Genomic DNA, 17,507 nt, shown 5'->3' on the forward strand with positions numbered 1-17,507 from the left:
GTTTAACATGACAAGTCGTTCTGCGGTTGTATTGGTTTTTTTAGTTGTTGCTATTATAGCTTTTTGTTTTGCTGGTGTTTTTGCAGCAATGACTGGTACATATCATCTTAATCTTGGAAATAATACGAATCAAACGCCATTTTTTGGTAACGCATCAGATTCTAATTCTAATAGTGGCCATTCTAGTTCTGATAGTCATGTTGAAACTTATTCTGATTCCGGACATTCATCTTCAAGTAATGTTGAAACAACAGAGGATACTAATCCGACTCCAACGCCGACTCCAGAGCCTACGCCGACACCATCTGGTGGAGGAAATAATACTTAAAAGTCAAGTAGTTTTTCAACATCGAAGAGTACGGTATCAATTGCTAAATTGAAGAGCTGCTGACCGTAGTCTTCGTCAACATATACTCCATTTTCTTCAACGTCAAGTGCTCCCTCTTCAATGTTTGGATCATTTTCACGTGCTTTTTTAAATCCGTGAAGGCCTACTTCAATGTATTTATTCACATCGGCCTGATGTTCTAACTCATTTTCATTTATTATGCCCAGAACTTTTGCCATGGACAGTTCTCCGCTTCCTGCATGAGGACCTTCTGTGGATATTATTTTATTGTTCATCACTACAATCAAATCTGTCTGTTCTTCTATATCCCAGATTTCTGCCATTAATGGCAAGTTTCCACCATGTGCATTTACTATTATTACTTTTTCAATATCTAAGAATTCTTTGGCTGAATTCAATGTATCTATAACATTTTCTTTCAGGGTGTCGAGGGAAACGTGTATTCCATGGTCTATCTCATCTAATTCGTATGCTGGAAATATTACTCCTAAAAATTTCGCCCCACTTCTTAAAGAGGATTGGAATGCTATATGCGCACCTATCTTTGCATCGGTATCAATTGGCAATGCTGGGCCATGGTTTTCCAGGTGTGATCCGAGTGCGATTATTCCAATCTTGTGAACGCCGGGGTCACGAATATTTCCCGCTCTGTATCGTAATTCGGCCATGCATATCACCTATATTTCAAAGTTCCAGATTTCATCGCCAACATAGTGTTTTGTTTCTATTGCTTTTCCGGAGTCGTTTTCAACCATTTCTTCACCGGTTATTAAACTTACTCCAATGGCCAATGGTTTGCCGTGTGTTTCATCCACAATCAGGACAATGTCTCCAGGTACAATTCCATTATCTGCAGAAGTTATTCCAGGGCTCATAATGTCTGCACCATTTGTTACAAACCGTACTGCACCCATATCAACGGTCACTGTTTTTCCATCAATTTCATTATCCAATGCTGCTTTCAGTGTTGGAAATGCCTTATCATCAATTATGATGATATATGGTTCGCCATCGACTAATATAAATGAATTAGGTTCTGCTTCAAGGATTTCAACATTCTTTTTGTTTTCAAGCAATCCTCCGTATTCTCCTAATTCATTTTTGATTTGTTTTATTTTTTTCTTTTTTAGAAAATTTCTTTTTTTGACTTTAATTACCATGATTTTTCCCTATCTTTTTTATTATAATAAGTATTATTTTTATAAATTAATAAACTTTTTTCTGATTGAATATCTTGAATCTCTATAATATACATCATTATAATCTATTTCTTCATTAAATGGGGTGTTTTGGTATGGATGGTCTCTACTTGCATATCTAAGTATTGTTGTAGCATTTTTGTTTAATAGGTGCCTGATGCTAATGTTTATAATGTTTGTTTTCTTATTGGAAAATTTTGTGTTGGGTATTTCGGTTAGATAATATTTATGCAGTGTGGTGTGATAATAGGGAACCTTTCTAAAATGGATCTTGTTTTTCTCTATAAGTTCTTCGGTAACTTTGGTGAAATGTTTCGGTTTTATGCCTCTTTTGGTTTTTAGATAGCTTTCATTTGTTAATGATTCACCATACGCTTCATAATAGTTAAAGTCTATAAAATACAGCGTTGTTGTCAGTACTGTTTTTCCGACATGTGGCTTGTCATAGCAATTTGACAGGATATATCTTAATAATTTTGTATATTCATTTTTGTTGAAGGGCATAATATTTTAATCTATGACATCAAATATTATAAAAGAAAAGTGTGAGAGAGCAATTGATTAGTATTTTTTGGCTTAAAAATACTAACATTTATATATTAGTTTGATTATATAATTTATTATTAGTTTTAATTAGGTTTTGTCTATCTTAACTTGATTATATTATTTCTAATACAGGTAATTATTATTAAATATAATTCCTTTTGAAAAAATTTTAACTAAAATACAATTAATGGTAATATAAGGTGATATAATGAGCGGACAAAATGTTCAAAGACCACTTGATGCATTAGGAAAATCTATCGATGCTCCAGTTTTAATCAAACTCAAAGGAGACCGTGAATTCAGAGGTATACTCAAAAGTTTCGATTTACATATGAACTTAGTTCTTAACGATGCTGAAGAGTTACAAGATGGAAAAGTAACTAAAAAATTAGGTGTTGTCCTCATTAGAGGAGACAATATTGTTTATATTTCACCATAAATATTATTCAATAATTGTTAAAGATTACAGAGAATTAATAATTAATAGGGAGGAGGTGTATCAATGTCAAAGGGAACTCCATCAATGGGTAAAAAGAATAAAAAGACCCATATCAGATGTAGAAGATGTGGTAGAAATACTTATCACATACGTAAAAAAGTTTGTGCTTCTTGCGGATTTGGTAGATCTAGTAAATTAAGGAGATACAGCTGGCAAAATAAAAAACCAACTACTAGACAAAGATTAGTTTAAGTTGGCAATAAAATTACTGGAGATTATTTATTTAATCTTCATTCAAACTATTTTTAAACACCCATCATCACGAGATTTTTAGCATAGATTTATATATTTTCATGTACTATTTTTAATTGAATTATTTTTGAGGTTTTAATATGTCTGAATTGGATGATTTAGCTTTAAAGGAAAATGTTAATTTGGATGAATGTATTGTATTTACAAAAGATGGTGGAGATATTTTAGCGGTTAATGTTAAGTATGTGGGCATTAAACAAAGACAGGATAAATTAATGAGTGTTAACTTTTCTTTGTCTCCAAAACAGGCACTGAAATTAGATGAATTTTTCTCAGGCCTTAATGGTGGTGAAATGTTCTATTATGATATTTCTCAAACTGGAAATATTCCAGTCAATTACAGAGGATTATCCAATGTAACTAAAAAGGCAAGTACTGATGCAGATTCCATTTTTGAAATTTCTTTAATTATGCAGCCTGCCCAAAGTATGCCAAATGATAACTATTTTGATCCAAGCTGCTCATGTTGCACACTGCATCATATCCTTTAGGGATGTTATATTTCATCTTCAACAGCATCCCAAAAGTCCTGTGCCCAACTTCTTTGTGCATCAATGACTAAATCAAGTAGTCTTATTTTTCCGTCTCTGAATCTAAAGAGTCTGTAATCGGTTTGTGGTTTTTTAGCAGTTCCTTCTTTGTTGCAGTCAAGGTATAATCCTTCTGAATATTCTCCTTCAAAGTCGCCCGCTTTTACAAAATCCCCTACTAAGGAATATCCGTTTGTTACACTTTTATCTAGTTCTTCTACTGTTTTTAACCAGCCGCCCTGTGCTCTGAATTTTATGTCTGGGTCAATTTTCGTTATTTCTTCTTTCCAGTTCATTATCATTTTTACCAAATCCTTAATTCATTTTTTAATTTAGTTCCTATTTAAACAAAGAGCAAGAGCATTTGAAGAGTATTATATCACAATTGTTATATATAATGAAGTTTATATAAATTAAAAGTCATAGTTATATATAATATGTTTTAATTATGGGAGTTATCATGGATTTATTTGAGAAATTTTCTATTGAGCCAAATAATGAGGATTATTATAAAATAGCATTTATGCATGGTTCATATGCGACAGTGCATGGAATTAATTATGATTATGAGCGTTTAGAGTTTCTTGGAGATTCAATATTAAATATGCTTGTTTCTGAGTATCTTTATAAAAAATATCCTAAGTATGGTGAAGGTAAGTTGACTAAGCTTAGAGCAAACTATGTATGTCAGGCTGCTTTAATTGAATATTCTCATGAATTGGGTCTAAAAGATTATTTAAAGATTTCTATAGATGAAATGAAGTTAACGGATAATGAAGTATTGTCAATCACTTCAGATATTTTTGAATCTTTCTTAGGAGCACTGTTCCTGGATCAAGGTTTTGCATTTACAAAAAGATTCATTGCAAAAATAATATTCAGACATATTGACGAGGAAAAGATTTACTTCCATGATTACAAATCAAAAATAAAAGAATACTGTGACGCAAGAGAAATTAAAATAAGATATGAACTCCTTGAAGAACATGGAGTTCCTCATGATAAAACATTTATAATGTCTATCCATTTGGATGAGGAAGAAATGGGTAGAGGAAAAGGAAGAAATAAAAAAGAAGCTGAACAAGCAGCTGCGAAAAGAGCAATGCAAAATTTAGGATTGATATGGTGATTTTCATGGATAAGGATTCCGTCGGTTTTGTAGAAACCCAATACTTTAATATTAATGATTCTTTTGTCTTGGAAAGTGGCAGGACTTTAGACGATATCACTGTAGCTTATGAAACTTATGGTGAGCTTAATAGTGATAAGACTAATGCTATTTTAATCTGTCATGCATTGACTGGTGATGCCCATGCTGCCGGATGGCATAGAGGAGCCGATAAGCCCGGCTGGTGGGAAATAGTTATTGGTCCTGGAAAAGTTTTGGATAGTGAAAAATACTTTATAATCTGTTCTAATGTATTGGGAGGTTGTAAAGGAACAACGGGTCCTAGTTCAATTAATCCTAAAACAGGAAAAGAATATGCTCTTGATTTTCCCGTAATTACGATTAAAGATATGGTTGATGTTCAAAAAGCATTGATTGATTCATTCGGTATTGATCAGTTGTATTCAGTTATCGGAGGGTCAATGGGAGGAATGCAAGTTCTGCAATGGATTATAAGCTATCCTGAAATGATGAAAAAAGCAATTCCAATAGCTACAACTGCACAGTCTTCCCCTCAGCAAATTGCATTCAATGAAGTCGGTCGACAAGCTATATTCTCTGACCCTGACTGGAATGAAGGCAATTATTATGGCACTGGTAAGACTCCAAGAAGTGGGTTATCACTGGCCCGTATGATTGCTCACATTACATATCTGAGTGATGAATCAATGTATCTTAAATTTGGACGTGATTTGCAGGATAAAGATGAGATCAGTTATGATTTTACGATGGATTTCCAGGTTGAAAGTTACCTTCATCATCAGGGCGAATCATTTGTAAAGCGTTTTGATGCTAACAGTTATCTCTACATTACAAAAGCGGTTGATCTGTTTGATGTGGCAGTAAATAAGTCTATAATTGAAGGTTTCAAGGATGTTAAATGTAAGTTGGAAGTGATATCTGTTGATTCCGATTGGCTATATCCGACAGAACAGAGTACAGATATTGTAGCTGCACTCAATGCAAATGATGTTGAAGTTTCATTTTCAGAAATCAAGTCAAATTATGGTCACGATGCATTTTTGCTTGAAAAGGGTCAGTTAGGTTACTTCTTATCTAAATTCCTATCTGACAATATTGTTGGGGACTTGATGTTTACTGATATAATAACAATTAAAGAAGAAGATTCTGTTACAAAAGCTGCTAAAATCATGCTTGAACAGAATATTACCCACATACCTGTTGTTACTGATAACAATAAGCTTATAGGTATTGTTACTAGCTGGGACTTGTCAAAGTCAATTGCAACTAACAGTAATATTTTAAAGGATATAATGACAAAAACAGTTAAATTCTGTCATTCTACAGATTCTATTGCCGAAATCTCCCGTATGATGAGTAGGTTTGACATTTCCTGTTTGCCTGTTGTTGATGAGGATTTTGTTGTTGAAGGAATGATAACCATAGATCAAATCAATGACAGATTTTCATAATTCTTTTTTTTTTATTTTTCGAGTTTCATGGCGACTTCTTTAAAAATTTCATGCAGATAGTTTTCATTCTGCATTTCTGTGTAATATTCAAAGCCTAATTTTTCCAAAACTCTTTTGGATTGACTGTTTTCAACTCTATATGTTGCATAAATTACTTTAATGTTTAAATCATCAAATGCATGTTCAATTAATCTCTCTGATGCCTCTGCTGCATATCCGTTGCCCCAGTATTCCTCGGCAACCCAGTAGCCAAGTTCTGAAGCCCCATCACCCCACCAGTGATTGGTGTCCGGATGGAAAAGCAGGCCTACACAACCTATTGGAATATCATTTTTGACTATCGCATAAGTTTCCCTTTTAGAAAAAACTGTTTTAATAATGTTTAAACTATCTTCTATACTTTCATGTGGTGGCCAACCTGCAATTGGACCAACATTCGGATTTTTTGCAAAATGATATAAGCATTCCGCATCATCTTCTCTCCAGGGTCTTAATATGAGGTTTGTAGTTTTTAGAATCATTATTAATTATTTTGTTTTAAAATATTAAAAGTATATTTACATCTTATATCAATATAATTGAATAGTGATAAAATGAGCTGCTGGAAATATTGGCCAAAAATAGAAGAAATTGCTGAAGAATTGGAAAATTATGGTGTTGACTCCCTTAATGACATTTCATCATTAAATGATGTGGATTTAGATGAAATAACTAAATTATTAGATGAAATCGAAGTCATAGCACATGATGAAACAATAGATTTTGATTCAGCAAAGCATATTCTGGATGATGAAAAGATGAATAGGGCTCTAAAGTTGATTAGAAAATTCTATTTGTATATTGGTGCCAGACTGGAAACCAGCAATGCACTGGAAATTATAGAATCAGATGACCCTCAGGCAACTCTAGATACATTTCATTTCTATGAAAGATATGAAGGATTACTTACCAATGAATCCAAATTAGCTCATTGGCATGAAGATAAAACTTTTGTTTTCGTAGGCAGTGGTCCTTTACCATTGACATTAATATTATTCAGGCAAAAATTCGGCTGTAAATGTATAGGAATTGAAATTCAAGAGGATGTTGCAGAATTATCCAGAGAGGTTATTGAAAAATTGGGTCTTGATGATGGCATAGAGATATTGGTTGGAGATGAAACAGCACTCAAAGACATTGATTTTGATATATTGATGGTAGCGGCATTTGCTGAGCCGAAAGATAGGGTATTTTCTAATGTTTGGGAAATAGTTGATGAAAAAACACCTGTTCTTGTCAGAACTTACAGCGGTATGAGAGCTATTCTTTATGCTCCGTTAACTGACACGATTCTTAGAGGTTTCCATAAGGAGGTAATGTTGCTTCCAATAGGAAATACGAATAACACTAGTGTACTGTTAAGAAAAGTGATTTAAATTAAGAATTTAGTTACTAAATTTATTTATTTCTCTTTTTTTTAGATTTTAGGCATTATTTTTTTAGATTGAAGTCAATATTTTATTTTTTTTAGTTAATATAAATCTTTGTGAAATTCATTCTATTTTGGCATTTGATTTAAATAAATTTCTATTTTTTATTTTATCTTTTTAAAATTTTTATTTTTCCTATTTTAACGATGCAAGTAAGTGCTTACATTCAAAAATCTTTATATAAGTTCTTTTTAATATATTAGTTTAATTAATTTATATTATCAAAATAAAGGAATATAAAATAATTTAGTGATATTATGAAAAGAGTTTTATTGGGTCTATTATTTGTTACAATTGCCTTAATCGGTATATGTTCTGTTTCAGCAGCTGATGCTGACAGTGTTGGTATTGATAATTCTTATGTTGGTTTAGATGATTCTTATGTGGGTCCTATTCTTCAGATTGGTGAGTGTCCTTTAGATTGGACTCATAACCGTAATTCTAGGGGTTATGATCCTGTTGGTTTAGATGATTCTTATGTGGGTCCTATTCTTCAGATTGGTGATGATTCTGATGTTTTAGGTTGGGGTCCTGGTCGTAATCCGAGAGGATGATTCTTTTTTTTTAGGTTGGCATCATAATTTTCCTCAGTTAGATGAGGCTCCTAATTATTATTAGTTTAAAAGTACTTTTCAGTACTTAACTTTTTTTATTTGCTTTTTTTTAAATAAATTTTAATTAAAAATAAAAATAGAGGGTTTAAAACCCTAATTAATTGCTTTTTTTAGTGCCTGGTCAATGTCTTCGATTAAGTCACGAACATCTTCAATACCGACAGACATTCTGATGAAATCAGGTGTGATTCCACTGTCTAATTGTTCTTCTTCGGTCATGTTGGAGTGTGTTGTACTTGCCGGGTGAATAACGAGGGTTTTTGAATCTGCAATATTTGCAACATGGCTTAAAAGTTCAACGCTTTCGATGAATTTTTTACCTTCTTCAATTCCTCCTTTAATACCGAAGCTTACAATACATCCATAATTGCCGTTCAGGTATTTTTCAGCCATTTCGTGATTTTCATTGTCTTCCAAACCGGGGTAGTTGACCCAAGATACTGCTTCGTGATTTTTTAAGAATTTAGCTATTTCCAAAGCGTTTTCACAATGCTGCTTGACTCTAAGGGAGAGTGTCATACAGCTTTGTATGATTAAAAATGCATTCAGAGGACTCATTACAGTTCCAAGATCTTTCATTAGATGGGCTCTTGCTTTCATTATGTATGCTTTTTCACCAAATGCTTCTGAATAGATTAAGCCGTGATAGGATTCGTCAGGTTCAGTAAACATTGGGAATTTGCCGTTTGTCCAGTCGAATTTTCCGCCGTCAACAATCATGCCGCCCATGCTTGTTCCGCTTCCTGATAAGAATTTGGTTGCTGAGTGAACAACGATGTCTGCACCATGATCCAGGGGCTTTACCATTGTAATGGCTGATGTGTTGTCCACTATCAGTGGAATGTCATTTTCATGTGCAATTTCTGCCAATGCTTCAAAGTCCGGAATGTCCAGCTGAGGATTTCCGATTGACTCGCAGTATATTGCTTTTGTATTTTCATTAATTGCTGCCCTGTAGGCATCCAGGTCATGTGTATCTACAAAATTAACCTTAATGCCCCAGTTTGGCATGGTATTTTTAAATAATGTGTAAGTTCCGCCGTATAGATTGTTGGAAGATACTATTTCATCACCATTGCCTGCAATATTTAAAATAGAAAGTAAAATGGCACTCATTCCTGTGGATTGTGCCAGTGCCGCTACACCGTTTTCTATTGCTGCTACACGTTTTTCTAAAACTTCTGAGGTTGGATTTGATATTCTTGTGTAAATGTGTCCTTCTTCTTCTAATGCATATAATTTTTTGGCTTTATCTGCACTTTCAAATGCATAGGAACTTGTATGATATATTGGAGTTGCTCTTGCGCCAGTTACTGGATCGGTCATTTCTCCCGCATGAACTTCTATTGTTCTTTCGTGATATTTTGTCATATTTTACCTCACTTTTATATATTATAATAATAATTTTTTTAAGTTATAGTTTTTATACTTATTACTATGAGTTCAATTGTTGGTCTTCAAGGAAATTTTAAAGGTAATGATTTAATTAAAATGTTAAATGCATCTAAAAATCGTGGACCTGATTCATCAGGTGTTTTTTTAGATGAAATTCACTTGGATATTGATTTGGAAAAATTTAATGATGATAATACTTATGATATTGCTTTAGGTCATAATTTGCTTTCAATTTATGATATGCCTGACAGAATATCTCTTCCACAGCCGGTATCTAAAGGTAATCTTGTTCTGGTATTTGATGGTGCACTCTATAACTTCAATACTATCAGGAACCTGCTCTCCAAATTGGGGGTTGAAGATGAAATCCGGACAGACTCCGATGCGCTGATAAATCTGATTGATTTTTATAATGATGGTGATTTGCTTAAGGCCATCAAGGCTGCTCAAAAAATGATTGATGGGGATTATGCCTTTGCAGTTTGGGATGGTGAGAATCTGGGAATCTGTCGTGATCCGTTAGGTGTAAAACCTTTATTCTATGCTGCAGGTGATGAATTGTGTGCTTTTGCCTCTTCCCGCAATAGTTTGTATGAACTCGGATTTGCTGAAATTTCCACATTGTTGCCCGAACATATACTTTTTAACTGGGATGATGTAGCTCCGGTGCAGACAATTCATGAAAAATTCATGGAAGTTGATGCATCTAAGTTATCCAAGCTATTAAAGTTAAGTGTTTCTAAAAGAGTGGAAGGATTAGATAGGCTTGGTGTAATATTTTCGGGGGGTGTTGACAGTTCAATTTTGGCACTGTTTTTGCAGGAGATATCATGCAATAAAAAGCTGGATATTACGTTGTATGCTGTCGGACGTGAAGGCTCAAAGGATTTGGACGCCGCAAAGTATGCTGCGGAATACCTGGATTTGCCTTTAAAAATCCAAATTATTGATGAAGATTTAATTAAGGAACATGTAGGTGAAGTTGTCAGTGCAATAGGTGATGACAACCTTATGAAAGTGGGAGTTGGCCTTACAACATACTTTGCAACAAAAATGGCTTCCGGTGACGGTCAGAAGATAGCTATTTCAGGCCAGGGTGCTGATGAACTCTTTGGCGGTTATAACAGGTACCTTAAAAGCTTTGAGGAAGGAAATCTGGCACTGGAAATCCGTGATGATATTTCAAACATGTATCACGTTAATCTGGAGCGTGATGATGCCTGTGCAATGATTAATTCAGTGGAATTGAGGCTGCCTTTTTTAGATGAAAGCCTCGTGGAGTATGCAATTAACTTGCCAGACAAAAATAAGATTTCCGGAACCGGTGATGTTTTGAGAAAAAACATTTTGAGAAAGCTTGCATTTAATGAAGGTCTTGATACTGAAATTGCATATAGGCCTAAGAAAGCTGCTCAATACGGAACAGGAATCGATAAAATATTGAGAAAAAAGATTATAACGGAGATTGATTTATCCCAATATTTACACTTGAAATAATACTTAAATTTCTTTAAATATTGGAATAAGTTGCTATATGTTATTGTTTGTCTATTTTAAGATATATAATCTATTTTTCTATTTTTCCTTTTATATATTGTGTTACTCATTATTTAAGTTAGTAATACTTGAATTAATTTTTTGAATTTTAGTCATTGGTTTCTATTGTAAAAAAAATTAATCGTAATATATAAAAAAATTTAAATATTTTAGGATACTAATAGTAATTTGTACAAAAAATAACTATTGTTATATTAGGTGAAAAGATGCCGACAAGATATATAGGTGATGGATACTGGGAAATAGCTTCCCGCCAAATGAGTATAGTTACAAGAAGTGAACAAAAAAGATTCAAGGATGCAAAAATCACAGTCATTGGCTGTGGAGGTATCGGTGGAGAAACTATTGAAATGCTTGCAAGAATGGGTGTTGGCGAACTTGTCCTGGTGGATAAAGATGCTTATGATTTATCTAATCTCAACAGACAGACCCTGGCGACAATCGCTGATTTGGGACTTGTCAAAACTGATGTTGCAGCTGAAAAGGTTAGGTTAATTAATCCTTATGTTAAGGTCACAACATTCAACGAACATATAGACCAGATAAATATTGAAAATGTCATAAAGGATTCAGATATTGTAATTGATGCACTGGATAATGTTTTAACGAGAGTAATTGTATCTAGAAAAGCAAAGGAAATTGGAATTCCATATATTCATGGAGCTATTCATGGCACGATGGGTCAGATTTCCGTATTTTTGCCAAACAGTGATAAGACATATGAAGAAATGTTTAATTTGCCTTCAATAGGTAAAGAATTAGATGATGAAACTATTGAAGCTTTAAAAAATGTAACTTCTGGGGTTCCTCCGGTTATTGGACCTACTCCGAATTTAATCGGTTGTCTTGAAGCTTTTGAAGCATACAAAATAATTACTGGAATCGGAAAGGTTACTGTCGCCCCTGAAATTTTAACATTCAATTTGTTAGATTTAAGTTCATTTTCACTGGATGAACTTTAATTCTCTTTTTTTTCATTAATTTTTTTTAAAATAATATCAATTTTCTAAATTTACTCGTTCTGGAGAGGTATATACAGTAAATCTGTTGTCCCTTACAAAGCCAATTACGGTAATGTTTCCGGCCTGTGCAACGTCTATACCTGAAGTGGCTGGAGCTGCATTTGATATGATTATTGGTATTCCCACACGGATTACCTTAATGAGCATGTCTGCAGGCATTCTTCCACTATATGAGATATAACATTGGCTGAAATCGTAGCCCTCTTTTGCAGCTGCTCCTATTACCTTATCTACGGCAACATGTCTGCTTACATCTTCCCTTATGATGATTTTGTCCTTGTATTTGAGCTGGGCCACATGAACACCTGCGGTTTCCTGCCATATTTTGGCTTCATCTGTCAAATGTTCAATGTCCTTAATTATTTGGGTAGCATCGATTTTCAAATCGGACATATTGGGCTCAATTGTTTTCAGCTCTGATCTTATTCCGCCGGCATTGTCTGAATTGACTCCCTGATATTCAAGCAGTCTGCAGACACATGCATGTTCACAGTTGCCTTTTCTTTCCTGAACTATACCTTCCTGTTCTAGATCTTCTTCAGGGTCATGATTTAGCTTGGTTGTAATTAAAATATTGGTTCCATCTAGTTCAATTGAACTGATGTCTGAATAATCTTTAATCAGTCCTTCTCCAAGACAGTACCCGATTGCAAAATCTTCTAAATCTGTTGGATATGTTGTGAATTTACGTGGAGGCAGATAATCGATAAACAGATAAGTGTATTCGTCGTTTACGGTATGTTCTTTAATGGTTTTGGATTCACCATTTTTCCATTGTATTACATTCATTTCATTTAAAAGTTTCATATTATCACTTATTTTCCAGATAATGCAATATTGAAGTATTTCTTATACTTTTCACATTTTTTCATATCAATGTTTTCCATGCTGTTGATGCTGGTTTGCTTGTTGTTTTTGGATAGGATTATATGTGTGTTGATATATCCGTTTTCTTCTATCAGCTTCAATAATCTTTTGCCGTATGTCAAATCTGGATTGGATACTCTGTCATGCATCAATTTCAAGGTGTTGAATTCATCAAATCCCAGTACTTCACACATTCCATACATTTCATTGATTATTTCTGATGCCCATTCCTTAAGGGTAACTTCTTCACCGTCCTTAATCAGTCTCATTGATTCCACATATGCTGATTCTGCAGTGTTTTCTTCATTGATTTTAGCTTCCTTTTGCCAGTCAGCGTAATCTGATTCATCCTTAATCAATGAATATATTAAAAACAAGTGCAGGAATTTCATGTCATGTCGTACAAGACCGCACTGATAAAATGGATTAATGTCAAGTGTTCTGATTTCAATATATTCGATTCCATCTTTTTCAAGTGAATTCAGCATGTCCTGAGGGTCTTTTGGTTTTAGTCTGATTTGAGTGTACAGCTCTTTCGCTTCGGATAAGTCCCCATTATCTATAAAAGCACGAACATCTCTTGTAAACTCTTCAACAGTGTTATATGAAGGGTATAGCTCTTTCAAATTTTTGTATCCGCATGAAGCATTTCTAAATGATGGTCCTTTTGTTGAATAATAGCTGCCGTAATCATCCATTGCATCCATAAGGTGAATGCAGTCGTTGGAGAATGTTTTGTGGGAACCTATTGAACAACCGGTTAAATAGATTATTAGCCAGCAGTATCTTATATAATTTCTAGCGATTCTTAAATAAACCTGATTTTTAAATTCTTTAAAGTTAAAACCATAATCTTCAATTTCGTATATCTTTTTCAGGAAATTATCTGAAAATGAAAAGTTGAAATGGACTCCTGAAATCATCTGCTTTTTGACACCGTACCTTTTGGCCAAATCTTCACGATACTTCTGGGAGGATTTTCCTTCTTCTGGATATTGGGCTATTGGAATTTGGTCCCAATATGGCAGAATACATGGGATGGACTGAAACCAGAGGTATTCATCATCAGGAAGTGAGGAATTGACTAAATCAGCCAGTATGGAGAATGTATCAAATGCTTCATCAATGGTGTTGAATGTTGGTGTTATTATTTCAATCTGGCTTTCTGAAAAATCGGTTGTAATTAAGGGGTTTGTAAATTTGTCCCCAAAAACTTCTGGATGGGGTGTCAGTGATAGCTCACCATCTCCTTTAGCTCTAAGGCTTTCCCATTCGATTCCAAATGATCCTTCAAGTATTTCTCTGGAGGATAATTTGGATATGTTTAATAAGTTCATAGTTTCTCCCTTTAAATATCGCCGTAACTTTTGATTATTTTTTCTATATCATTTTCATTATTAAATAAATTAATCATTTCTCTTGCGGGATTTGTCTGCTTTTTAATGCGTCCATACAATGGATTTAAAAATGTTTCTTCTCCTAATCCTCTTTCCTTAAGTCCCTCTGAGGCTAAATCAACAATGCTTTTTGATAATTTGCACACTTCATTTTTGTCAATGAATGGGGGAATTTTAGACTGGATTAAGAGTTTTCTCAACTCTCCGGCAGTATATCCCTTATGATAAAGTGAATCATCTTCTGAGATTATTTCATCCAGCGCATCCAGCTTATCTTTAAGGCCTAAATGAAATGCTGCAACAGACATGGATTCGCTGATAGGCTGTGTACACACGCTTCTGAACTCAACAGTTCCTCTGAATGTCAGGTTAATAAATTTGAATGGTCTTAAATAATTGATATCATCAATTTCAGGTGTTATAGTGACTTTTTTATATTTTCCATTGCAATATTTTTCTCCAGTTATTGTTTCCTGCTGGAAGTATTCAAGTAAATTGATAGACGGAAAGTTGATATATGATCCGTTACGCACAACACAATACATATTCAATGATTCAAGGTAGGCTTGAAGGTCATTGATATCATTTAGTTCTACATCATACATTCCGATATTGTGTGGGTTAACACCATGGGTCGAATGCTCCCATAAGACATCCCTGAAGCAGAAAAACTTATTGTTATCATCAATCAGAACGGAATTTGAAAACAGCAATGCTTTGACTGGTTCGATTTTTGAAAACACGTTAATTGTTTGCACCAGCTTTTCTTTTGAAACATCCAGCTGAACCTGTGATGCTGATGAGAACATTCCGTATTCGGGATAGTCATGGAACTGAATGTTATCATAGTCTCCTGTTGACTGTAAATGGTGATAAAGCATAAGGTATCTCTCTGATGGAATTGGGATATGTCTGTTGTATTTTCTGTATGGATTGATTCCCATTCCCGTTAATGTGTGGTTATACTCCTCAAAGCATTCCTTTGTAAACTTGTAGTATTCAGTAAAACGGTCATTGATTGTAAACAAATCCTTTTCACGACCCATTGCAAATTCAATGTTATTATATGAGCAGTCATAACAGACTATGTCATCGTTTTTATCATTTTTAAGAGAATATACATTCCCGTCATAGTCTATTCCATCTTCTTTAAAGTCTCTGAATTCCTTTTGAATCTTATCTGTGACTTCATGAACTACATTAAAATCGACAGCTTTTTTATCAAGATTAATGATTGGAATCTCAATTTCAACACCAATATAGTTCTTTTCTTTATGGGTTGGTCTGATGAATTCCGAATATAGTCTATCTTTAATTTCCTTCTCACTAATCATGAAGTTCACCAGTTATACTTTTTAAAAAGTCTTCCATTGCTTTTTTATGTTCATCAGTCAGGAAAAATTCGTTTTCATGCTCTTCACTTTCAAAAATGATATTTCCGTCAATCAGTCCGAATAGCTTGTTAAGTTCCACAGGTTTCCATCCTTCATCGTTGGTTAATGGAGTGGATGCAACCAAAAAGCCTTCATCGTTTTTGAGATAGAATAGGGAATCTTTCATGTTGGAATGGATATAGGTTAAATCCCCATCATAAATCATCAGATTAAGCTTATTGTTCTTTGATAAGTCCCTGATTATTTTTTCAAGTAGATTAAAGCGCTCTTTAATTGTTGAAACTGAGCCTTTTTTTGCTTCGAAATCATTGACTTTATCAATTATGTATAGGAGGATTCTTTCCGAATCTGTATCTCCCTGTTCTCTTTCTTTGTATTCATCAAGCTTTGGATAGTCAAATATTGTTCCATTGTGAATTAACATCCATGATCTGTTATTGTCATCCGCTTCGGTAAATGGGTGGCAATTGGGAGATATAATCTCACCTACAGTAGCTAATCTTATATGGGCGAATACATTTTTTCCAACAACTGGATTAGATAATATATTTTTTAGATGTTGGCTACATGATGCTTTTACAGGTTCCTTATCAATCATTGATTCTTCTTTTTGCATATTGGCTAGACCCCAACCGTGGGGGTGTTCATCTGAATGGCTATAAAAACATTCCAAACATTCGTTTACCTGTTTTGGATTATTTGAATTAAAACAAAATATTTCGCACATATATTATCTTCCCATAATTTTGATAACAAGTGTTATATATTTTTTAGTATATAAATATTTTTAAAAATGATATTAAAAATGTAAAAATCTTTTGGAGAAATACCATTTATCCTATAAATTTTCTATGAGCTATTTTTACATTACTTTGGTTAACCATTGCATATTGCATTGTTGTATCAATTTGGACATGCCCTAAAAGTTTTTGAACTTGTTCTATGGGCATTCCTTTATCAATGGCATTAGTTGCCATTGTTCTTCTAAATTTATGTGGATGAACTTTTTTAATATTTGATTCATTACCTAATTCTCTTATTCTTCGTTCTATTCCATTAATTCCAAGTCTTATATGTGGTTTTTTAATTGATACAAAAAGTGCCGGGTTATTGTCTTTCCTAGAGTCTATGTATTTTTGTAGGTGTATTTTTGTTTTTGCATCAAAATAAACTATTCTTTCAGAATCTCCTTTGCCTAATACTACACATTCTCTTTCATTGAATAAAATATCATCAATATTTAAATTTACAAGTTCTCCTACACGTATCCCCGTTGATGCTAAAAGTTCAATCATAGCTAAATCTCTAATATTATTACAATTATCTCTTAATATTTCAAAATTTTCGTCAGAAAGAACTTCTTTAACAACTTTTTTAGTTTTAATTTTATGAATTCTTCGCACGGGATTTTTTAAAATATAATCTTCATCTTCAAGCCAGCTGAAAAAACTTGAAAGTACTCTTCTTATATTATCTATAGTTGATTTAGAAGCCTTTGTATTATTCTTATAATTTGCTAAATATGCTCTTAAATCATCTGTTGTTATATAAATAATATTTTTTTCAACTTGATTAAACATTTTAACTAATGTGGATTTATAATAATTTATAGTTCTTTCAGAACAACCTTCGACTTGTTTTGCAGATAAAAAACTATTTAATAAAAATGTATTATTCTTAGATTCTTCTAGAGATAATGATTGATTAATTTTGATAACATCAAAACCTTTAAATATTTTACTTATAGTATTTTCTAAAATTATTTGCTGATTTTCATCTAAAAATGGAGTCATTGCTTTATTTAAATTTTTTATTA

At 33.3% G+C, this 17,507-nt stretch carries 21 protein-coding genes; 10 read left to right on the plus strand and 11 right to left on the minus strand.

Annotated features, from left to right (window positions below; all coding sequences use genetic code 11):
- Window positions 1-7 precede the first annotated feature (7 nt).
- Window positions 8-328, plus strand: a complete 321-nt coding sequence (locus ACKI3Q_RS07415; protein WP_407415757.1) for a hypothetical protein — start codon at window positions 8-10, stop codon at window positions 326-328.
- On the opposite strand, the gene arfB is transcribed toward ACKI3Q_RS07415, so the two are convergent.
- The 3 genes from arfB to ACKI3Q_RS07430 are packed head-to-tail and all read right to left on the minus strand — an operon-like array spanning window position 325 to window position 2,052.
- Entirely contained in the window at window positions 325-1,017 is a 693-nt protein-coding gene (arfB, locus tag ACKI3Q_RS07420) for a 2-amino-5-formylamino-6-ribosylaminopyrimidin-4(3H)-one 5'-monophosphate deformylase (protein WP_407415759.1), read from the minus strand. The two genes, ACKI3Q_RS07415 and arfB, sit on opposite strands and share 4 nt — an antisense overlap.
- A 9-nt stretch (window positions 1,018-1,026) precedes the next feature.
- Window positions 1,027-1,509, minus strand: coding sequence for a DUF1947 domain-containing protein (locus ACKI3Q_RS07425; RefSeq protein ID WP_407415763.1), 483 nt, complete (start codon window positions 1,507-1,509; stop codon window positions 1,027-1,029).
- A 39-nt stretch (window positions 1,510-1,548) separates the two neighbouring features.
- A complete protein-coding gene (locus ACKI3Q_RS07430) occupies window positions 1,549-2,052 on the minus strand; it encodes a type II toxin-antitoxin system antitoxin SocA domain-containing protein (RefSeq protein WP_407415765.1) in 504 nt (167 codons plus the stop codon).
- A gap of 250 nt (window positions 2,053-2,302) precedes the next feature.
- Between ACKI3Q_RS07430 and ACKI3Q_RS07435 the strand changes: the two genes are divergently transcribed.
- From ACKI3Q_RS07435 to ACKI3Q_RS07445, 3 genes are all read left to right on the plus strand, one after another.
- Window positions 2,303-2,533, plus strand: a complete 231-nt coding sequence (locus ACKI3Q_RS07435) for an LSm family protein (RefSeq protein ID WP_407415767.1) — start codon at window positions 2,303-2,305, stop codon at window positions 2,531-2,533.
- A gap of 63 nt (window positions 2,534-2,596) precedes the next feature.
- Window positions 2,597-2,785: a 50S ribosomal protein L37e gene (locus tag ACKI3Q_RS07440; RefSeq protein ID WP_296808906.1), complete on the plus strand. Its 189-nt coding sequence runs from the start codon at window positions 2,597-2,599 to the stop codon at window positions 2,783-2,785.
- 140 nt (window positions 2,786-2,925) lie between these two features.
- A complete protein-coding gene (locus ACKI3Q_RS07445) occupies window positions 2,926-3,336 on the plus strand; it encodes a hypothetical protein (protein ID WP_407415769.1) in 411 nt (136 codons plus the stop codon).
- 5 nt (window positions 3,337-3,341) lie between these two features.
- On the opposite strand, the gene ACKI3Q_RS07450 is transcribed toward ACKI3Q_RS07445, so the two are convergent.
- A complete protein-coding gene (locus ACKI3Q_RS07450) occupies window positions 3,342-3,677 on the minus strand; it encodes a hypothetical protein (RefSeq protein WP_407415771.1) in 336 nt (111 codons plus the stop codon).
- Between the two features lie 158 nt (window positions 3,678-3,835).
- Here ACKI3Q_RS07450 and rnc point away from each other — a divergent pair, with 158 nt between their 5' ends.
- Together rnc and ACKI3Q_RS07460 are read left to right on the plus strand one after the other, a co-directional pair.
- Window positions 3,836-4,504, plus strand: a complete 669-nt coding sequence (rnc, locus tag ACKI3Q_RS07455; RefSeq protein WP_407415773.1) for a ribonuclease III — start codon at window positions 3,836-3,838, stop codon at window positions 4,502-4,504.
- 5 nt (window positions 4,505-4,509) lie between these two features.
- On the plus strand, window positions 4,510-5,976 hold the full coding sequence (locus tag ACKI3Q_RS07460) for a homoserine O-acetyltransferase (RefSeq protein ID WP_407415775.1): 1,467 nt from the start codon (window positions 4,510-4,512) through the stop codon (window positions 5,974-5,976).
- A gap of 11 nt (window positions 5,977-5,987) precedes the next feature.
- Here the strand turns inward: ACKI3Q_RS07460 and ACKI3Q_RS07465 are convergent, their stop codons facing one another.
- A complete protein-coding gene (locus tag ACKI3Q_RS07465; protein ID WP_407415777.1) occupies window positions 5,988-6,497 on the minus strand; it encodes a GNAT family N-acetyltransferase in 510 nt (169 codons plus the stop codon).
- A gap of 72 nt (window positions 6,498-6,569) precedes the next feature.
- Here ACKI3Q_RS07465 and ACKI3Q_RS07470 point away from each other — a divergent pair, with 72 nt between their 5' ends.
- Window positions 6,570-7,391 carry a nicotianamine synthase family protein gene (locus ACKI3Q_RS07470; RefSeq protein ID WP_407415779.1) on the plus strand — a complete coding sequence of 274 codons (822 nt, stop codon included), beginning with the start codon at window positions 6,570-6,572 and terminating at the stop codon, window positions 7,389-7,391.
- 311 nt (window positions 7,392-7,702) lie between these two features.
- Entirely contained in the window at window positions 7,703-7,999 is a 297-nt protein-coding gene (locus ACKI3Q_RS07475; RefSeq protein ID WP_407415781.1) for a hypothetical protein, read from the plus strand.
- Between the two features lie 153 nt (window positions 8,000-8,152).
- On the opposite strand, the gene ACKI3Q_RS07480 is transcribed toward ACKI3Q_RS07475, so the two are convergent.
- Window positions 8,153-9,430, minus strand: a complete 1,278-nt coding sequence (locus tag ACKI3Q_RS07480; protein WP_407415783.1) for an O-acetylhomoserine aminocarboxypropyltransferase/cysteine synthase family protein — start codon at window positions 9,428-9,430, stop codon at window positions 8,153-8,155.
- A gap of 66 nt (window positions 9,431-9,496) precedes the next feature.
- Here ACKI3Q_RS07480 and ACKI3Q_RS07485 point away from each other — a divergent pair, with 66 nt between their 5' ends.
- Both ACKI3Q_RS07485 and ACKI3Q_RS07490 read left to right on the plus strand, forming a co-directional pair.
- Window positions 9,497-10,951 carry an asparagine synthase-related protein gene (locus tag ACKI3Q_RS07485; protein WP_407415785.1) on the plus strand — a complete coding sequence of 485 codons (1,455 nt, stop codon included), beginning with the start codon at window positions 9,497-9,499 and terminating at the stop codon, window positions 10,949-10,951.
- A gap of 266 nt (window positions 10,952-11,217) precedes the next feature.
- Window positions 11,218-11,973, plus strand: coding sequence for a HesA/MoeB/ThiF family protein (locus tag ACKI3Q_RS07490; protein ID WP_407415787.1), 756 nt, complete (start codon window positions 11,218-11,220; stop codon window positions 11,971-11,973).
- Between the two features lie 36 nt (window positions 11,974-12,009).
- Here ACKI3Q_RS07490 and fdhD read toward each other — a convergent pair whose 3' ends face one another.
- From fdhD to xerA, 5 genes are all read right to left on the minus strand, one after another.
- Window positions 12,010-12,840, minus strand: a complete 831-nt coding sequence (fdhD, locus tag ACKI3Q_RS07495; RefSeq protein ID WP_407415789.1) for a formate dehydrogenase accessory sulfurtransferase FdhD — start codon at window positions 12,838-12,840, stop codon at window positions 12,010-12,012.
- Between the two features lie 8 nt (window positions 12,841-12,848).
- Complete coding sequence (locus ACKI3Q_RS07500) at window positions 12,849-14,237, minus strand: glutamate--cysteine ligase (RefSeq protein ID WP_407415791.1); 1,389 nt, start codon at window positions 14,235-14,237, stop codon at window positions 12,849-12,851.
- Window positions 14,238-14,248: 11 nt separating this feature from the next.
- Window positions 14,249-15,631: a hypothetical protein gene (locus ACKI3Q_RS07505; RefSeq protein WP_407415793.1), complete on the minus strand. Its 1,383-nt coding sequence runs from the start codon at window positions 15,629-15,631 to the stop codon at window positions 14,249-14,251.
- On the minus strand, window positions 15,624-16,418 hold the full coding sequence (locus ACKI3Q_RS07510; RefSeq protein WP_407415795.1) for a class II glutamine amidotransferase: 795 nt from the start codon (window positions 16,416-16,418) through the stop codon (window positions 15,624-15,626). Before ACKI3Q_RS07510 ends, ACKI3Q_RS07505 begins: the two co-directional genes overlap by 8 nt.
- Window positions 16,419-16,524: 106 nt before the next feature.
- Window positions 16,525-17,505, minus strand: coding sequence for a site-specific tyrosine recombinase/integron integrase (xerA, locus tag ACKI3Q_RS07515; protein WP_407415797.1), 981 nt, complete (start codon window positions 17,503-17,505; stop codon window positions 16,525-16,527).
- Window positions 17,506-17,507 lie beyond the last annotated feature (2 nt).

The sequence above is a fragment of the Methanobrevibacter sp. genome (genome assembly GCF_045636185.1).
Classification (GTDB): Archaea; Methanobacteriota; Methanobacteria; order Methanobacteriales; family Methanobacteriaceae; genus Methanocatella.

Coding starts and splice junctions, on each gene's coding strand:
- ACKI3Q_RS07470 (WP_407415779.1), top strand. CDS start 6,570: ATGAGCTGCTGGAAATATTGGCCAAAAATAGAAGAAATTGCTGAAGAA.
- ACKI3Q_RS07480 (WP_407415783.1), bottom strand. CDS start 9,430: ATGACAAAATATCACGAAAGAACAATAGAAGTTCATGCGGGAGAAATG.
- ACKI3Q_RS07450 (WP_407415771.1), bottom strand. CDS start 3,677: ATGATAATGAACTGGAAAGAAGAAATAACGAAAATTGACCCAGACATA.
- ACKI3Q_RS07485 (WP_407415785.1), top strand. CDS start 9,497: ATGAGTTCAATTGTTGGTCTTCAAGGAAATTTTAAAGGTAATGATTTA.
- fdhD (WP_407415789.1), bottom strand. CDS start 12,840: ATGAAACTTTTAAATGAAATGAATGTAATACAATGGAAAAATGGTGAA.
- ACKI3Q_RS07500 (WP_407415791.1), bottom strand. CDS start 14,237: ATGAACTTATTAAACATATCCAAATTATCCTCCAGAGAAATACTTGAA.
- rnc (WP_407415773.1), top strand. CDS start 3,836: ATGGATTTATTTGAGAAATTTTCTATTGAGCCAAATAATGAGGATTAT.
- ACKI3Q_RS07435 (WP_407415767.1), top strand. CDS start 2,303: ATGAGCGGACAAAATGTTCAAAGACCACTTGATGCATTAGGAAAATCT.
- ACKI3Q_RS07445 (WP_407415769.1), top strand. CDS start 2,926: ATGTCTGAATTGGATGATTTAGCTTTAAAGGAAAATGTTAATTTGGAT.
- ACKI3Q_RS07490 (WP_407415787.1), top strand. CDS start 11,218: ATGCCGACAAGATATATAGGTGATGGATACTGGGAAATAGCTTCCCGC.
- ACKI3Q_RS07505 (WP_407415793.1), bottom strand. CDS start 15,631: ATGATTAGTGAGAAGGAAATTAAAGATAGACTATATTCGGAATTCATC.
- ACKI3Q_RS07415 (WP_407415757.1), top strand. CDS start 8: ATGACAAGTCGTTCTGCGGTTGTATTGGTTTTTTTAGTTGTTGCTATT.
- ACKI3Q_RS07440 (WP_296808906.1), top strand. CDS start 2,597: ATGTCAAAGGGAACTCCATCAATGGGTAAAAAGAATAAAAAGACCCAT.
- ACKI3Q_RS07465 (WP_407415777.1), bottom strand. CDS start 6,497: ATGATTCTAAAAACTACAAACCTCATATTAAGACCCTGGAGAGAAGAT.
- ACKI3Q_RS07425 (WP_407415763.1), bottom strand. CDS start 1,509: ATGGTAATTAAAGTCAAAAAAAGAAATTTTCTAAAAAAGAAAAAAATA.
- ACKI3Q_RS07510 (WP_407415795.1), bottom strand. CDS start 16,418: ATGTGCGAAATATTTTGTTTTAATTCAAATAATCCAAAACAGGTAAAC.
- ACKI3Q_RS07430 (WP_407415765.1), bottom strand. CDS start 2,052: ATGCCCTTCAACAAAAATGAATATACAAAATTATTAAGATATATCCTG.
- arfB (WP_407415759.1), bottom strand. CDS start 1,017: ATGGCCGAATTACGATACAGAGCGGGAAATATTCGTGACCCCGGCGTT.
- ACKI3Q_RS07475 (WP_407415781.1), top strand. CDS start 7,703: ATGAAAAGAGTTTTATTGGGTCTATTATTTGTTACAATTGCCTTAATC.
- ACKI3Q_RS07460 (WP_407415775.1), top strand. CDS start 4,510: ATGGATAAGGATTCCGTCGGTTTTGTAGAAACCCAATACTTTAATATT.